Source organism: Gordonia metallireducens (assembly GCF_021245825.1).
Classification (GTDB): Bacteria; Actinomycetota; Actinomycetes; order Mycobacteriales; family Mycobacteriaceae; genus Gordonia; species Gordonia namibiensis.
This window is the reverse complement of record NZ_JAJQJP010000002.1, coordinates 49,355-71,102: the sequence shown is the minus strand read 5'-3', so window position 1 is coordinate 71,102 and position 21,748 is coordinate 49,355. Positions and strand designations below refer to the sequence as shown.

At 68.0% G+C, this 21,748-nt stretch carries 18 protein-coding genes; 6 read left to right on the top strand and 12 right to left on the bottom strand.

Annotation, left to right across the window (positions count from 1 at the left end):
- Nucleotides 1-74: 74 nt before the first annotated feature.
- On the bottom strand, nt 75-1,574 hold the full coding sequence (gene dop / locus LQD00_RS00445) for a depupylase/deamidase Dop (RefSeq protein WP_154883360.1): 1,500 nt from the start codon (nt 1,572-1,574) through the stop codon (nt 75-77).
- Between the two features lie 81 nt (nt 1,575-1,655).
- Between dop and glgP the strand changes: the two genes are divergently transcribed.
- A complete protein-coding gene (glgP, locus tag LQD00_RS00440) occupies nt 1,656-4,202 on the top strand; it encodes an alpha-glucan family phosphorylase (RefSeq protein ID WP_232715156.1) in 2,547 nt (848 codons plus the stop codon).
- Nucleotides 4,203-4,410: 208 nt separating this feature from the next.
- Here glgP and LQD00_RS00435 read toward each other — a convergent pair whose 3' ends face one another.
- From LQD00_RS00435 to LQD00_RS00425, 3 genes are all read right to left on the bottom strand, one after another.
- A complete protein-coding gene (locus LQD00_RS00435; RefSeq protein ID WP_232715415.1) occupies nt 4,411-6,930 on the bottom strand; it encodes an FHA domain-containing protein in 2,520 nt (839 codons plus the stop codon).
- 114 nt (nt 6,931-7,044) lie between these two features.
- Entirely contained in the window at nt 7,045-8,832 is a 1,788-nt protein-coding gene (arc, locus tag LQD00_RS00430) for a proteasome ATPase (protein WP_232715155.1), read from the bottom strand.
- Nucleotides 8,833-9,013: 181 nt separating this feature from the next.
- Nucleotides 9,014-9,844, bottom strand: coding sequence for a tRNA (adenine-N1)-methyltransferase (locus LQD00_RS00425; protein ID WP_154883362.1), 831 nt, complete (start codon nt 9,842-9,844; stop codon nt 9,014-9,016).
- A gap of 163 nt (nt 9,845-10,007) precedes the next feature.
- Here LQD00_RS00425 and LQD00_RS00420 point away from each other — a divergent pair, with 163 nt between their 5' ends.
- Together LQD00_RS00420 and LQD00_RS00415 are read left to right on the top strand one after the other, a co-directional pair.
- The gene (locus tag LQD00_RS00420) at nt 10,008-10,889 is read left to right on the top strand and encodes a RecB family exonuclease (protein ID WP_232715414.1); all 882 of its coding nucleotides are present in this window, start codon (nt 10,008-10,010) and stop codon (nt 10,887-10,889) included.
- Between the two features lie 48 nt (nt 10,890-10,937).
- Nucleotides 10,938-11,798 carry a thioesterase family protein gene (locus LQD00_RS00415; protein WP_232715154.1) on the top strand — a complete coding sequence of 287 codons (861 nt, stop codon included), beginning with the start codon at nt 10,938-10,940 and terminating at the stop codon, nt 11,796-11,798.
- 203 nt (nt 11,799-12,001) lie between these two features.
- On the opposite strand, the gene hisG is transcribed toward LQD00_RS00415, so the two are convergent.
- The 5 genes from hisG to LQD00_RS00390 form a co-directional block, all read right to left on the bottom strand.
- On the bottom strand, nt 12,002-12,847 hold the full coding sequence (gene hisG / locus LQD00_RS00410) for an ATP phosphoribosyltransferase (protein ID WP_232715153.1): 846 nt from the start codon (nt 12,845-12,847) through the stop codon (nt 12,002-12,004).
- 71 nt (nt 12,848-12,918) lie between these two features.
- Nucleotides 12,919-13,182 (bottom strand): phosphoribosyl-ATP diphosphatase, encoded by a 264-nt coding sequence (locus LQD00_RS00405; RefSeq protein ID WP_006437957.1) that lies wholly within the window; start codon nt 13,180-13,182, stop codon nt 12,919-12,921.
- Nucleotides 13,179-13,904, bottom strand: a complete 726-nt coding sequence (locus LQD00_RS00400) for an HAD family hydrolase (RefSeq protein ID WP_308195908.1) — start codon at nt 13,902-13,904, stop codon at nt 13,179-13,181. Before LQD00_RS00400 ends, LQD00_RS00405 begins: the two co-directional genes overlap by 4 nt.
- Complete coding sequence (locus LQD00_RS00395; RefSeq protein WP_232715152.1) at nt 13,901-14,695, bottom strand: helix-turn-helix transcriptional regulator; 795 nt, start codon at nt 14,693-14,695, stop codon at nt 13,901-13,903. The genes LQD00_RS00400 and LQD00_RS00395 overlap by 4 nt, the downstream gene beginning before the upstream one ends.
- Nucleotides 14,696-14,699: 4 nt before the next feature.
- Nucleotides 14,700-15,167 carry a CinA family protein gene (locus LQD00_RS00390; protein ID WP_232715151.1) on the bottom strand — a complete coding sequence of 156 codons (468 nt, stop codon included), beginning with the start codon at nt 15,165-15,167 and terminating at the stop codon, nt 14,700-14,702.
- 145 nt (nt 15,168-15,312) lie between these two features.
- On the opposite strand from LQD00_RS00390, the gene LQD00_RS00385 reads away from it, so the two are divergent.
- Nucleotides 15,313-16,113, top strand: a complete 801-nt coding sequence (locus tag LQD00_RS00385) for an alpha/beta fold hydrolase (protein ID WP_232715150.1) — start codon at nt 15,313-15,315, stop codon at nt 16,111-16,113.
- 9 nt (nt 16,114-16,122) lie between these two features.
- Here LQD00_RS00385 and LQD00_RS00380 read toward each other — a convergent pair whose 3' ends face one another.
- Together LQD00_RS00380 and LQD00_RS00375 are read right to left on the bottom strand one after the other, a co-directional pair.
- Nucleotides 16,123-17,598, bottom strand: a complete 1,476-nt coding sequence (locus tag LQD00_RS00380; protein WP_232715149.1) for an MFS transporter — start codon at nt 17,596-17,598, stop codon at nt 16,123-16,125.
- The gene (locus tag LQD00_RS00375; protein WP_232715148.1) at nt 17,595-18,047 is read right to left on the bottom strand and encodes a MarR family winged helix-turn-helix transcriptional regulator; all 453 of its coding nucleotides are present in this window, start codon (nt 18,045-18,047) and stop codon (nt 17,595-17,597) included. Before LQD00_RS00375 ends, LQD00_RS00380 begins: the two co-directional genes overlap by 4 nt.
- An 84-nt stretch (nt 18,048-18,131) precedes the next feature.
- On the opposite strand from LQD00_RS00375, the gene LQD00_RS00370 reads away from it, so the two are divergent.
- Complete coding sequence (locus LQD00_RS00370) at nt 18,132-19,055, top strand: manganese-dependent inorganic pyrophosphatase (RefSeq protein ID WP_232715147.1); 924 nt, start codon at nt 18,132-18,134, stop codon at nt 19,053-19,055.
- A gap of 154 nt (nt 19,056-19,209) precedes the next feature.
- A complete protein-coding gene (locus tag LQD00_RS00365; RefSeq protein ID WP_232715412.1) occupies nt 19,210-20,787 on the top strand; it encodes an HNH endonuclease signature motif containing protein in 1,578 nt (525 codons plus the stop codon).
- Nucleotides 20,788-20,945: 158 nt separating this feature from the next.
- On the opposite strand, the gene LQD00_RS00360 is transcribed toward LQD00_RS00365, so the two are convergent.
- Entirely contained in the window at nt 20,946-21,728 is a 783-nt protein-coding gene (locus LQD00_RS00360; protein ID WP_232715146.1) for a crotonase/enoyl-CoA hydratase family protein, read from the bottom strand.
- Between the last annotated feature and the right edge of the window lie 20 nt (nt 21,729-21,748).

Here is a 21,748-nt window from a genome sequence, read left to right as displayed (position 1 = left end):
CTCGGAATCGTGTGTTCCCACACTACCTGTGGCGGCGACAACTGGGGCGGAACAAAGCACATGCCCCGCGCGTGTCAGGTCGTCAGCTGGTCGACCAGTTCGGCGGCGGAGTTGACCGAATCGAGGAGCTTGCCCACGTGGGCCTGCGTCCCGCGCAGCGGCTCGAGCGTCGGGATGCGGACGAGGGAGTCCCCGCCGAGGTCGAAGATGACCGAATCCCAGCTGGCCGCGGCAACATCGGCACCGAACCGGCGCAGGCATTCGCCGCGGAAGTAGGCGCGGGTGTTGCGCGGCGGCTCGTGGATCGCGGCGAGCACGTCGTTCTCGTCGACCAGACGCTTCATCGAGCCGCGCGCGACGAGGCGGTTGTAGAGCCCCTTGTCGAGCCGGACGTCGGAGTACTGCAGGTCGATGAGCTGCAGGCGCGGCGCCGACCAGGCCAGGCCTTCGCGCTGGCGGAAGCCCTCCAGGATGCGCAGCTTGGCCGGCCAGTCGAGGATGTCCGAGCATTCCATCGGGTCGCGCTCGAGCCGGTCGAGCACATCCGCCCACGTCTCGAGGACATGCTTGGCCCGCTCGTCGTCGGAGTGCTCCTGCTCGTGGAACTTCATGCAGCGTTCGAGGTACTCGCGCTGCAGGGCCAGCCCGGTGAGCTCGCGGCCGTCGGTGAGTGCGACGGTCGCGGTCAGGGTCGGGTCGTGGCTGATGGTGTGCACGGCCTGGACCGGGCGGGCTAGTTCGATGTCGGAGAAGTCGACGCCCGCCTCGATGAGGTCGAGGACCAGTGCGGTGGTCCCGACCTTGAGGTAGGTCGCGGTCTCGGCCAGGTTGGCGTCGCCGATGATGACGTGCAGCCGGCGGTAGCGCTCCGGGTCGGCGTGGGGCTCGTCGCGGGTGTTGATGATGCCGCGTTTGAGGGTGGTCTCGAGGCCGACCTCGACCTCGATGTAATCCGAGCGCTGCGAAAGCTGGAAGCCGGCCTCATCACCCGACTGGCCGATGCCCACGCGACCCGAGCCGGTGATGACCTGCCGCGAGGCGAAGAACGTGGTCAGACCGGCGATCACCGCGGTGAACGGGGTCTCGCGGGCCATCAGGTAGTTCTCGTGCGTGCCGTAGGAGGCGCCCTTGCCGTCGATGTTGTTCTTGTACAGCTGCAGCTTGGGCGCACCCGGAACGCTCGCCACGTGGCGTGCGGCGGCCTCCATGACACGTTCGCCCGCCTTGTCCCAGATGACCGCGTCCATGGGGTCGGTGACCTCGGGTGCGGAGTACTCGGGATGGGCGTGGTCGACGTAGAGGCGGGCGCCGTTGGTGAGGATCATGTTCGCCGCGCCGATCTCGTCGGCGTCGATGATCGGGGCCGGTCCGGAACCGCGCCCGAGGTCGAATCCGCGGGCGTCGCGGAGCGGGGATTCCACCTCGTAATCCCAGCGCGTGCGCTTGGCACGCGGCACGCCGGCCGCCGCCGCGTAGGCGAGAACAGCCTGGGTGGAGGTCATGATCGGATTCGCGGTCGGGTCGCCGGGAGCGGAGATTCCGTACTCGACCTCGGTACCGATGATTCGCTGCATGCTTCGAGGGTAGAGGGTGATGCGGAGTGGCTCGCATCGTCCCGTTCGCAGGGAGGGCCCGGCACCAGTACCGTCGTCGCCGTGAAAGCTTTCCGCCGGTTCACCGTTCGGGTGCCGCTGCCTCCCGAACTGGCCGCCCTCGGTCCCCTGTCGCACAACCTGCGCTGGGTGTGGAACCCGCCGACCCAGGAGTTGTTCGCGACGATCGACGCCGAACGGTGGGAGGCGACGGGTGATCCGCTGCGGGTGCTCGCCGACGTCGATCCGGCCCGGCTGACCGAGCTGGCGGCCGACGAGGAGTTCCGCGCGCGGGTCGCGGCGGCGGAGGCGAGTCTCGGGGAGTACCTCGACGCGCCGCAGTGGTTCGGCGGGTACGCGGAGAACCATCCGGTGCCGCCCGGGATCGCGTACTTCTCCATGGAGTTCGGTGTCTCCGAGGTGCTGCCGATCTACTCCGGCGGACTCGGCATCCTCGCCGGCGATCATCTGAAGGCGGCATCGGATCTCGGACTCCCCCTGATCGGCGTCGGACTGTTCTACCGGTCGGGCTACTTCCGCCAGGGTCTCGACCACGATGGCTGGCAGGTGGAGCGATACCCGGTCAACGACCCGCGAGATCTGCCGCTCACCCTCCTCACCGACGGCGATGCGCCCGTCGTCGTCGAGATCTCGATGCCCGGCGGTCGTACCCTGTCCGCGCAGGTGTGGGTCGCGAACGTCGGCCGAATCCCCTTGCTACTCCTCGACTCCGACATCGCGGCCAACACCGACGACCAGCTGCGCGGCGTCACCGACCGTCTCTATGGCGGCGATCAGGAGCACCGCATCCTGCAGGAGATCCTGCTCGGCATCGGCGGTGTCCGTGCGTTGCGCGCCTACGTGCAGGTGACCGGCCGCGACGAACCGACGGTCTTCCACATGAACGAGGGGCACGCCGGATTCCTGGGCACCGAACGCATCCGGGAGTACGTGGCCGCCGGACTCGACTTCGACACCGCCGAGGCCGTGGTCCGCGCGTCGAACATCTTCACCACGCACACCCCGGTGCCGGCCGGGATCGACCGCTTCCCCACCGATCTGGTGAACCGGTACCTCGACGCCGACGACTCCGGGACCTCGCGGCTGCTGCCCGGCCTGCCCGCGTCGACCGTTGCCGAACTGGGCGACGAGGCCGACCCGGGCGTGTTCAACATGGCGCACATGGGTTTCCGCCTCGGACAGCGCAGCAATGGCGTCTCGCAGCTGCACGGCGAGGTGAGCCGGGAGATGTTCGCCGACCTGTGGCCCGGCTTCGACGCCGCGGACGTGCCGATCGGTGCGGTCACCAACGGCGTACACGGTCCCACCTGGGTGTCGAAGGTCTGGCGTGACTTCGCCTCGAGCGACGAGGATTCCGCCCCCGAGGTCTACGCCGGACTGCCCGCGGAGACCATCTGGTCCACCCACGAGTCGCTGCGGGCCGAGCTCGTCGCCGAGGTTCGGCGTCGGGCTCACGCGAGCGGACGCGAACGCGGCTTCACCGATGCCGAACTCGGTTGGACCGCCGACCTCTTCGACCCCGGGGTGCTGACGATCGGCTTCGCCCGTCGCGCAGCCACATACAAGCGCCTCACGCTCATGCTGCGCGACCCCGACCGCATGCGGCGCATCCTCACCGACCCCGACCGCCCGGTGCAGCTCGTCATCGCGGGCAAGGCGCACCCGGCCGACACCGGCGGCAAGGCACTCATTCAGCAGGTGGTGCGCTTCGCCGAGGATCCGCAGCTGCGCGACCGCATCGTGTTCCTGCCCGACTACGACATCTCGATGGCCCGCCACATCTACGCCGGCTGTGACGTGTGGCTGAACAACCCGGTGCGGCCGATGGAGGCGTGCGGGACGTCGGGGATGAAGTCGGCGCTCAACGGCGGCCTCAACCTGTCCATCCTGGACGGTTGGTGGGACGAGATGGCCGACGACGACAACGGCTGGGCGATCCCGTCGGCCGAGGGCATCGAAGACGAGAACCGACGCGACGACCTCGAAGCCGAGGCGCTCTACGCACTCCTCGAGGACACCGTGATCCCGCTGTTCTACCAGCGCGACGACAACGGGCTGCCGACGCGTTGGGTGGAGATGATGCGCCACACGCTCACCCGATTGGGGCCTCAGGTCCTCGCGTCACGCATGGTCCGGGACTACACCACCGAGCTGTACTGCCCGGCCGCGGAGGCCTACGTCGCCGCGTGTGCCGACGACTACGCGGGGGCACGCGATCTCGCGGTGTATCGCCGCGAGATCGAGACCGGCTGGGGGTCGATCGTCGTCGCGGGTGTGGACGAAGAGAGCCAGGACGACGGCCTTCGGGTCTCGGCGCATGTGGCGGTCGGTGAACTCGACCCCGAGAGCCTCCGTGTCCAACTCGTGCTGGGCCGCGTGACCGACGACGGCGACATCGTCGACCCGGCCATCATCGACATGAGCCCGGCGGCTGATCGCGACGCATCGGGCCGGGTGGTCTTCTCGGTGCCGGCCACCCCGCCGGCGTCGGGCCACCTCGGTTACACGGTGCGGGTACTCCCCCGCCACGACCAGCTCTCGCACGACGCGGAACTCGGTCTCGTCCGGTACCCTGTCACGGCTGGTTAGAGCGCTCGCACCCGACTGACGAACCTCAACCCGACTCACAGACTTCGATCGAAGTCTGCCCGTCGAGTTGGCGTCTGCAGGTCACCAGGCCTTCGAGGCTCGTCGCTTACGCTCCTCGCACCTCAGGCAGCGGAGGGCTTGGGCTCTCCCAACAGAGTGCGTTCTGAGTGCCGGAACCCGGTACTCAGAGCGCTTTCGGATGGGGGCGTCAGCGCTTCTTCAGCCGCAGTCGTGAGTAGGTGAACGCCAGCAGCAGGATGCTGATGAACGCGAGCACGGCGTAGGCGATGGCACTGTGGGCGATCGATGTCTCCCACAACGTGATCCGCTGGGGTGCGGCGACGTTGATGTTGTACAGGTCGACGCTGCCGGCGGCGGTGACGTAGCCCCAGAACGACGGGAAGATCCACGACAGCTGCTGCAGGCCGGCACCGTCGAGCTTGAACAGGCCGCCACAGAAGACGAGCTGCACCATCACGACGATGACCAGCGGCGGCATCACCTGTTCGTTGGACTTCACCGCCGACGAGATCGCGAGTCCCACAAGGGTGCTCACACAGGCGAGCACGGCGACGGCGAACAGCAGGGCCAGCGGTGGCGGCAGGATCGGGCCGCCGAAGTCGGGCAGGCCACGACCGGCGAAGGTGATGCCGACCATGATGATGGTCTGCAGGATCGCCGCGATGAAGAAGACCACGATCTTCGCGAACAGGTAAGCGCCGGGACGCAATCCGACGGCTCTCTCCCGCTCGAAGATGTCGCGCTCACCGACGAGATCGCGGACCGTGAGGGCCGCACCCATGAACGCCGCACCCACGACGAGGACGACGAGGATCTGGATCGCCTCCGCACCATCCTTGGGTGGCGGCGCATTCGGGATCACCTCGAGCCGGGCGAAACCGCTCGACCCCGGGATGACCAGCGTCAGCAGCCCGAGGACCACCGGCAGCAAGACCAGGAACACCAGATAGCCGATGTCGGCGAAGACGAGCCGCACCTGGCGTCGGGCGATCGTCGACGCCTGTCTGGTGAAGCTGGTGTGCGGCACCGGTATCGGCGGGCCCGGGGGCCGTTGCGGCGGAGGCGGATTGGGTGTGCGTCGATGACGTTCGAGGTAGCGCGTGTGCGCGGCGTCGGGCTGGTCGGCGACGTAGGCGAAGATCTCCGCCCAGTCGGAGGTCCCCATCTCCTGCTCGACCTGCGCGGGCGCGCCGCAGAACGACGTCTTGCCGCCCGGAGCGAGCAGCAGCACCTGGTCGCACATCGACAGGTACGTCAGCGAATGGGTGACCACGAGGACGACGCGGCCGGCGTCGGCGAGGCGACGCAGGGTCGCCATGACCTGACGGTCGAGTGCCGGGTCGAGACCCGATGTCGGCTCGTCGAGGATCAGCAGCGACGGACCGGTGAGCAGCTCCATCGCCACCGATGCGCGTTTCTGCTGGCCGCCGGAGAGCTTCTCGACGCGGGTGTCGACGTGTTCGGTCAGCTGCAGCTCGCTGAGGACGCCGTCGATGACCCGGTCGCGGTCCTCCTTCGACAGGTCGGGCGGTAGCCGCAGCTCGGCTGCGTACCGCAGGGCCTGCCGCAGCGTGAGTTTGTGGTGGAGGACGTCCTTCTGCGGGACCATGCCGATACGGGTGCGGAGTGCGTCATATTCGGCGTGGACGTTGCGACTCTCGAAGGTGACCAGACCGCTCGTCGGCGAGTTGAGGCCCGCGGCGATCTTCGACACGGTCGACTTGCCTGCGCCGGACGGGCCGATCACCGCGGTGAGTGTGCCGGGACTTGCGCTGAAGTCGACGTCGGCGAGGAGGCGCTTGCCGCCGTCGACGACAAGGCTGACCCCGTGCACGTGGAGGCCGTCGGCGACCGCCGCGCTCTCCTGGCCGCGCATGAGGGTGCCGCCCGACACCACGAAGTCGCTGTTGCCGATCGTGACCACGTCGCCGTCGGACAGCGGTGCGTTGGTCACGCGCCGGCCGTTGACGAAGGTGCCGTTGACGCTGCCGAGGTCGTCGATGACCAGGACGCCGCCGCGGCTCGACACCTGCGCGTGGTGGCGGGACGCGAGGACGTCGCTGACGACGATGTCGTTGTCGGGTGTGCGGCCGATGCGCTGCACGCCGCGCAGCGAGATCGATTCGCGCTCGGGCGGAGTCGGCGCCCCCGGGAGCCGATAGACGGCGGAGACGTTCTGTTTGAGCGCCTGCAGATGTGGGGCGTTGCGTAGCTCGGCGGGCATGGGTTCCGGCGCACCGGGGCGAGAGGGACCACCCGGGGCTCGTGACGGGATGCGGCCCGACGGCGGCATGTTCGGTCCGGGATGGCCGGCGCCGGCGAACCCCGCCGACCGGGGGCCCGGCGGGAACGGGCCCGGCCGGGCCGGTGAGGACGGCATCCGGCCGCTGGGCGGCGGCGGGTAGGCGGATGGATCGATGACCAGGTCGACGATCGGGCCGGTGCTCACGTCGCCGAGCCGGACCTGTGTCGGGCCGGCGATCACCATCTCGGCCATGCGTCGGCCGCCGGCGAAAAAGCCGTTGGTGCTGCCGATGTCGACGAGATACCAGGCGGTGCCGCGCCACTCGATGGCGAGATGCCGACGCGACACCATCGGATGATTGATCACGATGTCGTTGTCGGGTTCCCGACCCAGGGTGATGCGCGGGGATTCGCCCAGCGGATGAGGCGCCCCACCGTCGACGATCACCCGACCGCGAGCCATCGATGTACTGTTCATCGCCGCCAACTTTAGTGCTTGACGACGGTTTTCATGCCGTTCTGTACAGCAGACGACCGACCCCGTGGGGAGTCGGTCGTCTGCTGGGTGAGGCGCGTGTTACAGGTACTGACCGGTGTTCGTCTCGGTGTCGATGGCGCGGCTCGCCCCGGAGGACTTGCCGGTGACCAGCGTGCGGATGTAGACGATCCGCTCGCCCTTCTTGCCCGAGATGCGAGCCCAGTCGTCCGGGTTGGTGGTGTTGGGCAGATCTTCGTTCTCCGCGAACTCGTCGAGGATCGAATCGAAGAGGTGCTGCACACGCAGACCCGGGGCACCGGAGTCGAGCTGCGACTTGATCGCGTACTTCTTCGCACGGTCGACGACGTTCTGGATCATCGCGCCCGAGTTGAAGTCCTTGAAGTACATGATCTCCTTGTCGCCGTTGGCGTAGGTGACCTCGAGGAACCGGTTGTCCTCGCTCTCGGCGTACATCCGCTCGACGACCTTCTCGATCATCGCCTTGATGCAGGCCGTGCGATCGCCGCCGAACTCGCCGATGTCGTCGGCGTGGATCGGCAGTTCCTCGGTGAGGTACTTCGAGAAGATGTCGATCGCCGACTCGGCGTCGGGACGCTCGATCTTGATCTTCACGTCGAGGCGGCCGGGACGCAGGATCGCGGGGTCGATCATGTCCTCGCGGTTCGACGCACCGATCACGATGACGTTCTCGAGGCCTTCGACACCGTCGATCTCGCTGAGCAGCTGCGGGACGACCGTGGTCTCGACGTCGGAGGAGACACCGGAACCGCGGGTGCGGAAGATCGAGTCCATCTCGTCGAAGAACACGATGACCGGGGTGCCCTCGGACGCCTTCTCCCGGGCGCGCTGGAAGATCAGCCGGATGTGACGCTCGGTCTCACCGACGAACTTGTTCAGCAGCTCGGGGCCCTTGATGTTCAGGAAGTAGGACTTCGCCTCCTTGGCGTCGTCGCCACGGGCCAGGGCGATCTTCTTCGCCAGCGAATTGGCGACGGCCTTGGCGATGAGGGTCTTGCCACACCCGGGCGGACCGTAGAGCAGCACGCCCTTCGGCGGCCGCAACTGGTAGTCGCGGAACAGGTCCTTGTGCAGGAACGGCAGCTCGACGGCGTCGCGGATCTGCTCGATCTGCCGGCCCAGACCACCGATGTCCTCGTACCCGACGTCGGGCACCTCTTCGAGGACGAGGTCCTCGACCTCGGCCTTGGGCACCCGTTCGAAGGCGAATCCGGCTTTGGTGTCGATGAGCAGCGAGTCGCCCGGACGCAGCTTGCGGCGCTTGCCGTCCTCCGCGTCGACCTCGCCCAGCAACGGCTCGGCCAGCCACACGACGCGCTCCTCGTCGGCGTGGCCGACGACCAGCGCCCGCTTGCCGTCCCCGAGAACCTCGCGCAGGGTGCTGATCTCGCCGACCGTGTCGAACTCGCACGCCTCGACGATGGTCAGGGCCTCGTTCAGACGAAGCGTCTGCCCCTTGGTCAGGGTCTCGGTGTCGATGTTCGGCGAACAGGTGAGCCGCATCTTGCGACCGGAGGTGAACACGTCGACGGTCGCGTCGGGGTACACGTCGAGCAGGACCCCGTAGCCACTCGGCGGCTGACCGAGACGGTCGACCTCCTCGCGCAGGGCGACGAGCTGCTGACGCGCTTCCTTGAGCGTGTCGAGCAGCTTCGCGTTGCGTGCCGTGAGGCTGTCGACGCGTTCCTGGAGGCTTTCGGTGTCTGCCTGACGTCCGAACGACGGGCGTTCGGAACCACTCCGCGCAAGAGGCGGGGTGTAGGCAGGGGTGAAGCCCTCTTCGGGTGCACTCGCGCTCTCGGGGACCGCGCGGTCCCCGGTGGCGTCATGGCGGTCAGATTCGGTCATTGCTGACTCCTCTCCCCGGCAATCACCCGATCCCTCGATCGGAATGCTCGCGCCGTATCCCTACGCTACCGGCACGGACGCAGAATCGCCCTTCACCCGCCAAATGGCGGTGTTGACGGTGTGTTAAATGTGCGCCTTCGCAACGGAATCGCGATCTTGCGGCCCGTGAGACCGGCCGAACTCACCCCTTCGTGGGCCGACGCTGCGGACGCAACGTGGTGGTGCCGTCGGCGAGTCGGCGGGCGGTGATGAGAAACGCGGTGTGGCCTTGCATTTTGTGCTCGGGACGAACGGCCAGGCCGACCGCCGACCACTCGCGCAGCAGGGTCTCCCAGGCGCGGGGCTCGGTCCAGCACTCCTGCTCGCGCAGCGCCTCGATGACGCGCGAGAGCTGGGTGACGGTCGCCACATAAATGGTCAGGACTCCGCCTGGTTTCAACACGGTGCGCACGACGTCAAGGGGTTCCCACGGTGCGAGCATGTCGAGGATGACGCGGTCGAAGCGCTCGTCCTGGTCGACGTTCGCGAGGTCGTCGACGACGATGTTCCAGTTGTCCGGGCGGCCGCCGAAGAAGGTCTCCACGTTGCGGATCGCGTGCTCGGCGTGGTCCTCGCGGATCTCGAAGGAGTTCACCTCGCCCTCGCTGCCGACGGCGCGCAGCAGCGAACACGTCAGCGCGCCGGAGCCGGCACCGGCCTCCAGGACGCGGGCGCCCGGGAAGATGTCGCCCTCAAGGACGATCTGCGCGGCGTCCTTGGGGTAGATGACCTGCGCGCCGCGCGGCATCGAGAGCACGTAGTCGACGAGCAGCGGCCGCAGCGCGAGGTACTGGGTGCCGCTGGTGGCCGAGACGACGCTGCCCTCGGGCGAACCGATGAGGTCGTCGTGCGAGATGGCGCCGCGGTGGGTGTGGAACTGCTTGCCCTCTTCGAGGAGCACCGTGAACTTTCGGCCCTTGGCATCGGTCAGTTGAACCCGGTCGCCGACGGCGAACGGTCCGGTGGTGGGCACTGGGTGCTTCCTCTCGTGAACGGGACGGAGCCGACGCCTCCGCGCTGGGCGGATCGGTGGTGGTCGGGAGTCCGGTGGGCCGTGAGGACGATACCCGACCGCAGGTGGGTGTCGGACCGGCAGAGTGTCGGGGCCGCGGCCTAGTCTGCGAGATGTGAGCACGATGACCGGCACCGACGACCCCTCCACCAGCGCGGCCCCCGCGCCGGAGCCACCCCCGTCGGAGGGGGCTCGCGGGATCGTCGGACGACCCCTGGCCTTGTCGCCGTCGCGGGCGGCGGACTTCAAGCAGTGCCCGCTGCTGTACCGGTTCCGCGCCATCGACCGCTTCCCGGAGACCCCGACCGCCGCGCAGACCCGTGGCACCGTCGTCCATGCGGCACTCGAGAACCTCTTCGACATGCCTGCCGAGCTCCGCACCCAGGATTCGGCGGAACTGCTCGTCGAGGGCGCTTGGGCGGCCCTGTGCGAGGAGGATCCGCAGCTCGCCCGGGTGATCGGCGAGGGCGGTCAGGCGGCGTTCATCGCCGGTGCCCACAAGCTCATCGCGACGTACTACACGATGGAGAATCCCACCGCCTTCGACGCCGACGCGGTGGAGGAACACGTCGAGATCGAGGCCGACGACATGCTGATGCGCGGCTTCATCGACCGCATCGACGTCGCACCGACCGGTGAGATCCGCGTCGTCGACTACAAGACCGGACGCTCCCCCGGCGAGGCCTATGAGGCCAAGGCGTTGTTCCAGATGAAGTTCTATGCCCTGGCGATCCTGCGCACGCGTGGCGTCGTGCCGGCTCGGCTGCAGCTCATGTACCTGTCCGACGGCCAGCAGCTGATCTACCACCCCGACCACGACGAGCTCCTCCGCTTCGAGCGGACGCTGCGCGCGATCTGGCAGGCCATCCGCACGGCCGTCGCATCCGGGGATTTCCGGCCGCGGAAGTCCCGGATGTGCCGGTTCTGCGAACACCAGTCGCGGTGCCCGGAGTTCGGCGGCGAGATCCCGCCCTACCCGGGTCCGCCGCCCGGGTTCGTGGCCTGACGCACACCCCGGGCCGCCCGATTATGTAGATGCACATAGGCTGGGAATGTGGAGAGTTCGTACTACGTACCCGTCGACGCCCCGGCGTCCGACGGCACCAGCCCGGCCGGCGACCCGTCGGCGCGATATGAGTATTTCCAGCCGACCGAGGCCACCCTGAGCGTGTGGTCGCCGACCATGCAGCACGGTGGCCCACCGTCGGCGCTGATGATGCGCTCACTGTTGCGCTGCGATCCCGATCCGACGCAGCACTTCACCCGCGTGACGACCGAGATCCTCGGCCCGATCGGATTGGGCGTCAACCGGATTCACGCTCGAGTGACCCGTCCGGGTCGGCAGATCAGTCTCGTCGAGACCGAACTCGAGGTGCAACAGGCCGACGGCTCGTTCCGCACGGCCGCGAAGTCGGTGGGCTGGCGCATCCGCGGCGCGGACACCAGTGAGATCGCCAACGGTCCCGCTCCCCTGACCCCACTGCCCGACGAGCTGCCGAGCCAGATCGGGTTCCCCGACGACAGCGGCGAAGCGGTGGACTGGGGAACGCTCGGGTTCATCGGCACCGTCGAGTCGGCACGCACCGAGGGCCGCTACGGCGAGACACCGGCGGTATGGCTGCGCGCAGTCCTCCCGCTGGTCGAGGGTGAGAAGACGTCGGACCTCGAGGCGATGTTCATCGTCATCGACGTCGCCAACGGAGTGGGCACGCGGCTGCGCCCGGACCGCTGGTCCTGGATGAACACCGACACCACCGTGCACCTGACGCGGGTGCCGAGCGGACCGTGGGTCGGCATCGACGCCAACATGGTCGCCGGACCCGACGGCTTCGGCGCGACCCTCGGCGACCTGTACGACACCTCCGGCTACATCGGCCGGTCGGCGCAGACGGTGTTGCTCAACGCCGTGGGCTAGTCGTGAACCCACAGAGGCCTGGCGAGTTCGCTCACCAGGCCTTCGTGGCTCGTCGCTTGCGCTCCTCGCACCTCAGGCAGCGGACCTGGGTGCGTTGCGTTCTTTCGGATCAGGCAGCAAGAAGGGGCACTCCCATCTTGGATGAGGGTGCCCCTCTTCTGCTCCCTGAGGAGGCCTGAGCTTGCGAAGGCCGTCTCGAAGGGTCAGAACCGGCAGGACCGGATGTCGGTGGCGAGGATCGCCTTCGCGCCCAGCTCGGAGAGCTCGTCCATCAGGTTCTGGTGGTCCTTGCGCGGAACCATGGCACGGACGGCGACCCAGTCGGGATCGGCCATCGGGGCGACCGTCGGGGATTCGAGTCCCGGGGTGATCGCCGATGCCTGGTCGAGCAGGTTCTTCGGGCAGTCGTAGTCGATCATCACGTACTGCTGGCCGAAGACGACGCCCTGGACGCGGGCGATGAACTGCTTCTCGGCCTTGGTCAGTTCGGCGTCGCGTCGGGAGATGAGGACGGCCTCGGAGTCGCACAGTGACTCGCCGAAGGCGGCGAGTCCGTGCTGGCGAAGCGTTCGACCGGAGCCGACGACGTCGGCGATGGCGTCGGCCACCCCGAGCTGGATCGAGATCTCGACCGCGCCGTCGAGCCGGATGATGTCGGCGGTGATGCCGCGGCCGGCAAGGTCGTCGCGAACCAGGTTCGGGTACGACGTGGCGACCCGCTTGCCGGCGAGGTCGGCGACGGTCCACTCCTGGTCGGCGGGGGCCGCGTAGCGGAAGGTCGACGATCCGAAGCCCATCCCGAGCTGTTCGTGGACCTGTGCGCCGGAGTCGCGGGCGAGGTCGCGGCCGGTGATGCCGAGGTCGAGGCGTCCCGACCCGACGTAGATGGCGATGTCCTTGGGACGCAGGAAGAAGAACTCGACGTCGTTGCCGTTGTCGAGAACCGTCAGGTCCTTGGAGTCACTTCGTTTGCGGTAGCCCGCCTCGGCGAGGATGGCCGACGCGGATTCGGAGAGCGCACCCTTGTTGGGTACGGCCACTCGCAGCATCTCGATGTCCTTTTCGTGGGGTTGCGCTCAGCTGAGCAGGAGGTGGTGGTCTGTGGTGCCGGGTCGTCCGGTCACAGATGTCGGTACACGTCCTCCAGCTTCAGGCCCCGCTTGATCATCATCACCTGCAACCAGTAGACGAGCTGGGAGATCTCCTCGCCCAGCGATTCGTCGGACTCGTGCTCGGCGGCGAGCCACACCTCACCGGCTTCCTCGATGATCTTCTTGCCCAGGGTGTGCACACCCGAGTCGAGCGCGGCGACCGTGCCCGACCCCTCGGGGCGGTTCTCGGCCTTGTCGCTGAGTTCGGCGAACAGCTCCTCGAATGTCTTCACGATTCCTCATTTTGGCATGTCGCGCTACGCGCGAGACCGCCGGTCCATGCCTCGGTGACGTCGTCGAGTCCCAATCCGACGAGAGACTGCCGGAACACCCGCAGCGGACCGCGCTCCACCGGTGCCGCCGATTCGACGACGAGGGTGGGACATCCGGCCGACGACGCGGCCTGCGCACCGGTCGGGGAATCCTCCACCGCCAGGCATTCTGCGGTCGAGAAACCGAGCAGTTCGGCGGCGCGCAGATAAGGGTCGGGCGCGGGTTTGCCGACGGCGACCTCGTCGCCGCAGACCGTGGCGGCGAAGCGGTGGCGGCCGATGGTCTCGAGTGCGACCTCGGTCAGTTCCCGGACCGTGTTGGTGACCAGCACCATCGGGATACCGGCGTCGGCGACGAGTTCGAGGGCCTCGCGGGCACCGGGACGCCACGGCAGGTCCTCGGCGAACAGTTCGTTGACCCGGTCGAGAGTCCAGCGGCCATCCGCGTCGGGATCGCGCTCGTCGGCCGACAGCCCGGCGGCGTCGTGCACCTTGGCGAGCGCGTCGGGCAGGGAGTTACCGAGCGTCGATTCGCGGAGTTCGCGGGTCATGACGATCCCGTGCCGGGTGGCCAGATCGGCCATCGCGATGTCCCAGATCGGCTCGGAGTCGAGCAGGGTGCCGTCCATGTCCCAGAGAACAGCGGCGGGCAGTCGGGAGGCAGGATCAGCGGTGTCGGTCACCCCTGCATCATCGCAACCCACCGTTCCGTCGGCTCATCGGCCGGGTAGAACATCTCGATCGTCAACTCCTCGAGCGTGACGTCGCGGGGGGATCCGAAGGTGGTCAGGGTGCTGAAGAAGGACAGGATCTCGTCGCCGAGTTCGAGTTCGAACGGCACCAGCAGCGAACCCACCTCGCGCGACCTGCCCGACACCGGTCCGCCGTTCAAACCGGACACGGTCGGATACGACGACACCTCGCGTTCGAGCTCGGCGAGTCGTCCGTCACCGGTGATGCGCACCATCCGCCGGAGCAGGTCGAGCAGGTAGGACGCCCACTCGTCGAGGTTGTGCGTCATCTTCGCGAAGCCGTCGGGGTGCAGCGACACCCGGAACAGGTTGACCGGTCTGGCCTGGAGCTCGTCCGGGAGCAGGGCCAACAGCCGCATCGCGGTGTCGTTGGCCAGCACGACGTTCCACGCGCGGTCGAGGGCCATCCCGATGTTCGGGTTGTGCGCGTCGAGCAGTCTCTTGACCTCCCCGCGGACGCGGGTCATGGTCGCCGAGTCGAGGGGCTCTTCGCTGTAGCGAGGTGCGTGACCGGCCGCGAGGAGGAGCGAATTGCGATCTCGCAGAGGGATGTCGAGTCGTTCGGCCAGCGCGTGCAGCAGCGCCGGACTCGGGCGTGACTTGCCGGTCTCGACGAAGCTCAGGTGCTTCGGTGAGACCCCGACCTCGTAGGCGAGATCGAGCTGGCTGATGGACCGGCGAGACCGCCACTGCTGCAGCAGGGTTCCCACCTCGACGGTCATGGGGTCATCGTAGACAGCTCTCGATCAGTTCGAGTGAGTACGCGATGGTCTGGGCGAGAACGTCTTCGGGCTCGCCGTCGAACTCCTTGCGGGTCGCCGAGACCTTGCCACGATGGTCGAATCCGAACCAGACGGTTCCCGGTGCGGCCTCGTCGGGTTCGGGTCCCGCCTCGCCGGTGACCGCGACGACGATCTCGGCGTCGAAGAGTCGAGCGGTGGTCGCCGCCATGGCGCGTGCGGCGGTCTCGCTGACGACCGGCCCCTCGGGCACCTCGAGCAGACCGAACTTCACGTCCTCGTGGTAAGCGATGACGCCACCGCGGAACCAGTCACCGGCCTGCGGGGCCTTGCTCAACTCGCTCGCCAGGTTGCCGCCGGTCAGCGACTCCGCCACCGCGACGTGCACTCCCTGCTCCACGATCGCGTCGGCCAGACGCGCACAGGTCTCGGAGAAATCGGTCACGTCGGACATCGGTCACTTGCCTCTCGGTCGGTGTGGGGTTCACAGCAGCATCCGGGACGGTATCCGGAACGGGCCCGCCTCAAACCACTCCCTGGTCAGACCACTACCTGGAAGGTAGTAGTGTCCGCGCCCGAATGCGGCCACTGTTGGATTCATGACCCAGACCAACACAGACCGGCCCACCACCGTCCTGATCTCCCCGGCAATGGCAGTGCCGGCGCGTGTCTACCGACGGTTGGCAGAGGCATTGACGGGATACGGCCACGAGGTGCGTGTCGTTCCACGCCGCGGCGTGGAAGAGGGTTCGACGCCGCCGTCACGTACCGCGGACTGGTCCTACGAGGACGAGGCCGCCGACCTCGCCGATGCGATCGCCGCCGCTCGCGCCGAGATCCCGGGCACGCGGGTCGTGGTGGTCGGGCACAGCCTCGGCGCACAACTGGTCGCGATGGTGGCGCAGACGTCCGATCACACGCCCGACGGCATCGTCGCGATCGGTGCGTCGGTGCCGGCGTTCCGGCACTACGGCGCTCGCGGTGTGGCCCTCGGCGCGATCGGCGCGGCCGTCGCCCCGGTGTCGGGCATCGTCGGTCACTGGCCCCGACAGGGTTTCGGCGGGCCGACGCCCCGCACGCTGATGAGGCAGTGGGCGCGGATGGTCCTGACCGGACGGGCGCCGTTCGCGCTCGACCGGTCCATCACCACGCCGGCCCTGGCGATCCGGCTCGACGGCGACGAGATCGTGACCGACGGTGCGGCAGCGGCATTCGATGCCGCCTTCGCACCCGAGTCGATCACCCATTGGCGCTACGACGACGCGCAATGCCCGGAGGGCGGGAACACCACGCACATCGGTTGGGTGCGCACGCCCGACCCCGTCGCGCAGCGGATCACGGAGTGGTGTGACGTGCACACGACGGTCGAGTCGGCGGTCACCGAGTCCGGGACGCGCTGACCGGAACGGTCACGGGATCCAGGTCCCCGACGTGGCCTCGATCCGCTCACGGGTGCGAGCAGCCGTTCCGCGTGCCCACGCCCCGGTCGAGACGAACGCGAGGACGAGGACCGCAGCGCCGCACAGCGCCATGCTGATCCATACCGGGCGGGCGGCCGAGGCGAGCCCGTCGGCGACCGATCCCTCCATCCCGGCAAAGGCCACCGCGCCGAACACCGCGACCCCGAGCGCGGTGCCGACCTGACGGCCCGTCGAGGCCATCGCCGACGCCAGACCCGCTTGCGTGCGGGGCATCCCGGACACCGCCCCGTTCGTGATGGGCGCGTTGAGGAATCCGAAACCGAGCCCGAAGACGAGGTAGGCGGCGCCGACGTAGACGAGGGAGGTGTCGTTGCCGAGGCCGGTGAGCAACAGGGCGCCCGCCACCATCCCGACTCCCCCGATCACCATCGGCGTCCGGGCTCCCCGGTCGCCCACGAGCCGACCGGCGATGGGCGCGCAGACCACGGACGCGGCCGCCATCGGCAAGGTCATCAGTCCGGCGTTCAGCGGCGACATCCCGCGCACCTCCTGCAGGTACAGGGTGTTGAGGAAGAGGAAGCCACCGGTGGCGGCGAAGGCGATGACGGCACACGCCACCGAGCTCGAGAACGGCGCGCTCCGGAAGAAGCGCGGGTCGAGAAGGGGCTCCTCGCGGCGACTCTCGTAGGTGATCATCGCGATGAGCGCGCACGCCGAGACGGCGAAACACGCCAGCACTCCCGGCGACGTCCAACCCTGCGGACGCCCCTCGATGATCGCGAAGGTGAGGGTCGCGAGGAGGGTCAGGATCAGCACCTGCCCGACCGGATCGGCGCGACGTGCGTGCTCGGCTCTCGACTCCGGGACGAAACGCATCGTCAGCCCGAGGGCGAACAGGCAGACCGGGACGTTGAGCCAGAAGATCGCCTCCCACCCGATGCCGGAGACGAGCGCCCCGCCGACCACCGGTCCGAACGCGAGGCTCATGCCGAACGCCGTGCCCCACAAGCCGATCGCCTGGGCGCGTTCACGTGGGTCCACGAAGACGTTGGTGACGATCGACAGCGCGACCGGGTTGAGCATCGCCCCGCCGACGGCCTGCAGCATGCGTGCGCCGATCAGCGCCTCCGGTGTGGGCGCGAGCGAACACAGCACCGACGCGACACCGAAAGTCAGCAAGCCGACCTGGAAGATCCGCTTGCGGCCGAAGCGATCTCCGAGCGAGCCGCCGAAGATCAGCAGGCTCGCGATCACCAGCGCATACGAGTCGAGGACCCACTGCAGTTGCGCCGGCGTCGCGCCGAGGTCCGAACTGATGGACGGCAGAGCGACGTTCACCGCAGAGACGTCGAGACCGACGATGAACAGGCTCAGGCAGCAGGTGGCGAGGATCACGAGGCGGTCCCGCCGGGTCAGAGTGCCGTCGGCCGACCGTGCGCGCAGCGCCGCGCGTGCGGCGTTCACGACTCGGCCGCCGTGCGGAGAAGGTCGAGCAGTTCGGCGAGCTGCCCGAGCTGTACCTCGTCGAGGGCGGCGAACATCTCCGGTGCGGTGGCGGGGTTCGTGGTCACCTCGTCCACCACCCGGCGTCCCGCGTCGGTGATGGTCACGCGTTTACATCGCCCGTCATCGGCGTCGGCCTCCCTGGTCACGAGTCCACGGTCGACGAGGTCGTTGACGATGCCGCTCATCGCCGAGGCGTCCACGCCCATGCGCTCCGCGAGGTCGCGTTGCGTCATCGGTCGTACCGCCACTCGACGGAGCGCGCGGAACCGGCTGAAGGGGATGTCGATGACCTCGCTGATGCGGGTGCGGGATTCCCTGGCCTGGTCGCGCACGAGGCTGTTCATGGTGAACCACACCTCGGTGGCGGTTTGCGAGCGCGGGCCCGTGCCGGCATCGGTTGTAGACATACAACGATTGTAGATTTACAACTGTTCTCTCGGGCAGTCGCCGTAGGCTGGGTTTCAGCATCGTCGAGCGAAAGCTGAGTCGCCATGTCGAAGGTCCTCGTCATCGGACACCGCAACCCCGACACGGACGCGATCGGTTCCGCGATCGGACTCGCTCGTCTCGAACAGGCCCTCGGCGTCGACGCCGAGGCCGTCGCACTCGGCAAGCCCGGTCGCGAGACGACCTTCGCCCTCGACCACTTCGGGCTGACAGCGCCGCGCGTCATCGAGCATGCGAGTCCCCACGACGTGATGCTCGTGGACCACAACGAACGCCAGCAGAGTGTCGCCGACATCGCCGACGTGACTATCCGCAAGGTGATCGACCACCACCGCATCGCGAACTTCGAGACCGCCGCGCCGCTGTACATGCGAGTCGAGCCGGTGGGCTGCACGTGTTCGATCCTGACGCGCATGTATGCCGAGAGCGAGGTCGAGATCCCCGCCGACACCGCCGGGATCATGTTGTCGGCGATCATCTCCGACACCCTCCTGCTGAACTCACCCACGACCACCGACTCCGACCGCATCGCCGCGGAGGAACTCGCGACCATCGCGGGCGTCGACCTCGAGGACTACGGGAACCAATTACTGCGTGCCGGAACGGAACTCGGTGACCAGCCGGCGTCTTCGATCATCGGCCTCGACGCCAAGACCTTCACGATGGGCTCGGTGAGCGTGCGCGTCGCGCAGCTGACCACCGTCGACGCCGACGCCGTCCTCGCCCGCCGCGACGAGTTATTCGAGGCCATGGCCACGGAGAAGGAGACCGCCGGCCACGACCTGTTCCTCCTGCTGATCACCGATGTGATCGCCTGCGACTCCGACCTTCTGGTGGTCGGCGAACCCGTGGACGCCGTCGAACGCGCACTCGGGGTCACGGTTGCCGACGGGCACGCCTTCGGCAAGGGCATCGTGTCGCGGAAGAAGCAGATCGTGCCGCAGTTGACGGAGCAGCTAGCTGGTTGAGTCCGTCCGAGCGCCAGCCCGGACGGATAGCCGCGATACCATGCCACACCGACAATTTCGGGGATCGATTGGGTTTCGATAGTCGTTGCACAGCAACGGAATTGCGAGTACTATCGAACATATATTCGACCAATGTCTCCGGGGGGTGGCAGTCTTGACCGAGATCTCGCAGTCCGGCGCCCCGGTTTCGCGCGCTTATGAACTCGTGCAGGAATTGCACCGGATCACCGCCGAACTGCAGACCGCCGATCTGACGCAGTGCTCCGATTCCGAACTCGTCGACGTCGCTGCCGAAACCGAACGTGCCATCGCGCGACTGAGTTTCGCCGGTGACCGCCAGATCGTCGAAGCCACCGAACGAGACCTCCCCCACAAGACCGGCCACCGCAGCGTCATCCAGTTCATGACTCACCGTTTGCGCGTCGCCGAACCGATCCGACGCCGCAACCAGATGTCCGCCACCGCAACCTTTCCCAGCCACACCGGCGAGCAGCTGCCGCCGCAGCATCCCGCCCTGGCCGAGGCGTTCGCCGGTGGCCGTGTCGGGCCTGCGCACGTGCGAGCGGTCGTCGAGGTGCTCGAGCAGATCCCGCACGCCGTCGACCACGACATCAAAGTCGCCGCCGAACGACAGATGGCCGAGATCGCCGTCGACCACACCCCAGCCGACATCGCTGCCCTCGGTGCGCGGCTACTGGCTCACCTCGATCCTGACGGCGCACTCGCCGACGACACCGACCGCACACGTCGCCGCAACCTGTCGGTCCACCGCCAGCGTGTCGACGGCACCGCCAAGATGATCGCCAACCTGACCCCCGAACTGCTCGCCCGGGTCACGATGCTGCTCGCCGTGTGGGCCAAACCGGGCATGAACAACCCCGACGACCCCGATTCCCCACACGGGTCGATCGAAGACGCCGACCCCGAGGTTGTGGCTGCTGCGGCCGAACGCGATGATCGCACCCCGGCCCAGCTCAACCACGACGCGTTCAATGCACTGCTCAAAGCCGTCTTCGACGACGGACTCCTGGGTAAGAGTCACCGCGGGTTACCGACCCAGCTGATCATCAAAGCCGACCTCACCGACCTCAGACGCGAAGCCGGGTTTGCCACCACCGCGACCGGCACGCTGATCCCCATCCCCGAGCTCATCAACATGGTCGCCGACGCCCAGCCTTGGTTGGCGGTGTTCAAAGGCGCCACCGCGGTCCCGCTGTACTTCGGCCGCGGCAAACGCCTGGCCACCCGTGAACAGCGACTCGTGTCCTTCGCCCGACCCGACGGCGAAAGCTGCTCCACCCCCGGCTGCGACCTCGCCGCCGCACACGTCGAGATGCATCACGCCCAACTCGATTGGGCAGCAGGTGGCCTCACCGACATCACCGACCTCGCCCCGGCGTGCCCGAAACACAACCGCATGGTCAGTAACCAACCCGGCGGCTACACCACCCGCATGGTGCGCGAAGGACCCGACGAAGGCCGCTGCGCCTGGCGGCTCAACGCCGAACCCGGCGCACCCCCGAATCCTGAACGCATCAACCGGCGCCCCGACATACCCCGCCGATTCGCCGAACACCTCCAACAAGTGCGCACCGAAATCCACGGACCCGACACCGAGTCCGGCAATGAAACACGCCTCCACCTGCGTGAGGTCATCGACCTCCGCAACGCCTCCGACGCCGAAGCCACCCTCGCCTCACTACTCCTCGCCGCGGCATACCCGCGTGCGTGACGAGTCCCGAGGGATAGTCACCAGCCCTTCGTGGCTCGTCGACTTCGATACGCTCCTTCGTCGCCACTCAGCCCAACGGCCACGCTCCTCGCACCTCAGGGAGCGAGGACTGCACTCCCGCGTTGGTACTCGGCCAAGCGGCTTGCGCTCCTCGCACATCAGGGAGCGGAGGCGACGCCCTGACCGTGGCGGCCAGCGCCACCGGCGAAACGGGTGGCTCCCGCGACGGTGTCGGAGGCCAACGACTCCATCCCGTGGCGCAGTTCGTTGCTCATCGCGGCGTCGAGGTCCTGGCCGTGTTGCTCGAGAACAGACATCCGGTCCTGGCGCAGGCAGGTTTGCGGGAACTGCGCGATCTGAGTCGCGAGTTCGACGGCGGCGTCGAGCGCGGTCCCCGACGGCACAACGCGATTCGCGAGTCCGATCTGCAACGCCTCGTCGGCCGCGACCGCACGACCGGTGAGGATCAGGTCCATCGCGCGACTCTCCCCGATCAAACGCGGAAGCCGCACCGTCCCACCGTCGATCAGCGGGACGCCCCACCGCCGGCAGAAGACGCCGAACACGGCATCCTCCTCGACGACGCGCATGTCCGCCCAGAGGGCGAGTTCGAGTCCGCCGGCAACGGCGTGACCGGAGATCGCCGCGATCACCGGCTTGGACAGTCGCATCCGGCTCGGGCCCATCGGGCCGTCACCGTCGGCCTCCACCCGATTCGGGGTGCCGTCGGCGATGGCCTTGAGATCGGCTCCGGCGCAGAACGTCCCACCCTTGCCGTAGAGCACCGCCACCGACGCCGACTCGTCGGCCTCGAACCGACGGAACGCATCGGCCAGGGCGTCGGCGGTCGCGCGGTCGACGGCGTTGCGGCGGTCGGGACGATCGATCCCGATGATCCGGACCGGTCCCTGCGACCGTTCGATCACTCCCGACACGCCCATCGCCCCCGATCAGTCGTCGA

Coding starts and splice junctions, on each gene's coding strand:
- dop (WP_154883360.1), bottom strand. CDS start 1,574: ATGCAGCGAATCATCGGTACCGAGGTCGAGTACGGAATCTCCGCTCCC.
- LQD00_RS00435 (WP_232715415.1), bottom strand. CDS start 6,930: ATGGCTCGCGGTCGGGTGATCGTCGACGGTGGGGCGCCTCATCCGCTG.
- arc (WP_232715155.1), bottom strand. CDS start 8,832: ATGACCGAATCTGACCGCCATGACGCCACCGGGGACCGCGCGGTCCCC.
- LQD00_RS00420 (WP_232715414.1), top strand. CDS start 10,008: ATGACCGGCACCGACGACCCCTCCACCAGCGCGGCCCCCGCGCCGGAG.
- hisG (WP_232715153.1), bottom strand. CDS start 12,847: ATGCTGCGAGTGGCCGTACCCAACAAGGGTGCGCTCTCCGAATCCGCG.
- LQD00_RS00395 (WP_232715152.1), bottom strand. CDS start 14,695: ATGACCGTCGAGGTGGGAACCCTGCTGCAGCAGTGGCGGTCTCGCCGG.
- LQD00_RS00390 (WP_232715151.1), bottom strand. CDS start 15,167: ATGTCCGACGTGACCGATTTCTCCGAGACCTGTGCGCGTCTGGCCGAC.
- LQD00_RS00385 (WP_232715150.1), top strand. CDS start 15,313: ATGACCCAGACCAACACAGACCGGCCCACCACCGTCCTGATCTCCCCG.
- LQD00_RS00375 (WP_232715148.1), bottom strand. CDS start 18,047: ATGTCTACAACCGATGCCGGCACGGGCCCGCGCTCGCAAACCGCCACC.
- LQD00_RS00370 (WP_232715147.1), top strand. CDS start 18,132: ATGTCGAAGGTCCTCGTCATCGGACACCGCAACCCCGACACGGACGCG.
- LQD00_RS00360 (WP_232715146.1), bottom strand. CDS start 21,728: ATGGGCGTGTCGGGAGTGATCGAACGGTCGCAGGGACCGGTCCGGATC.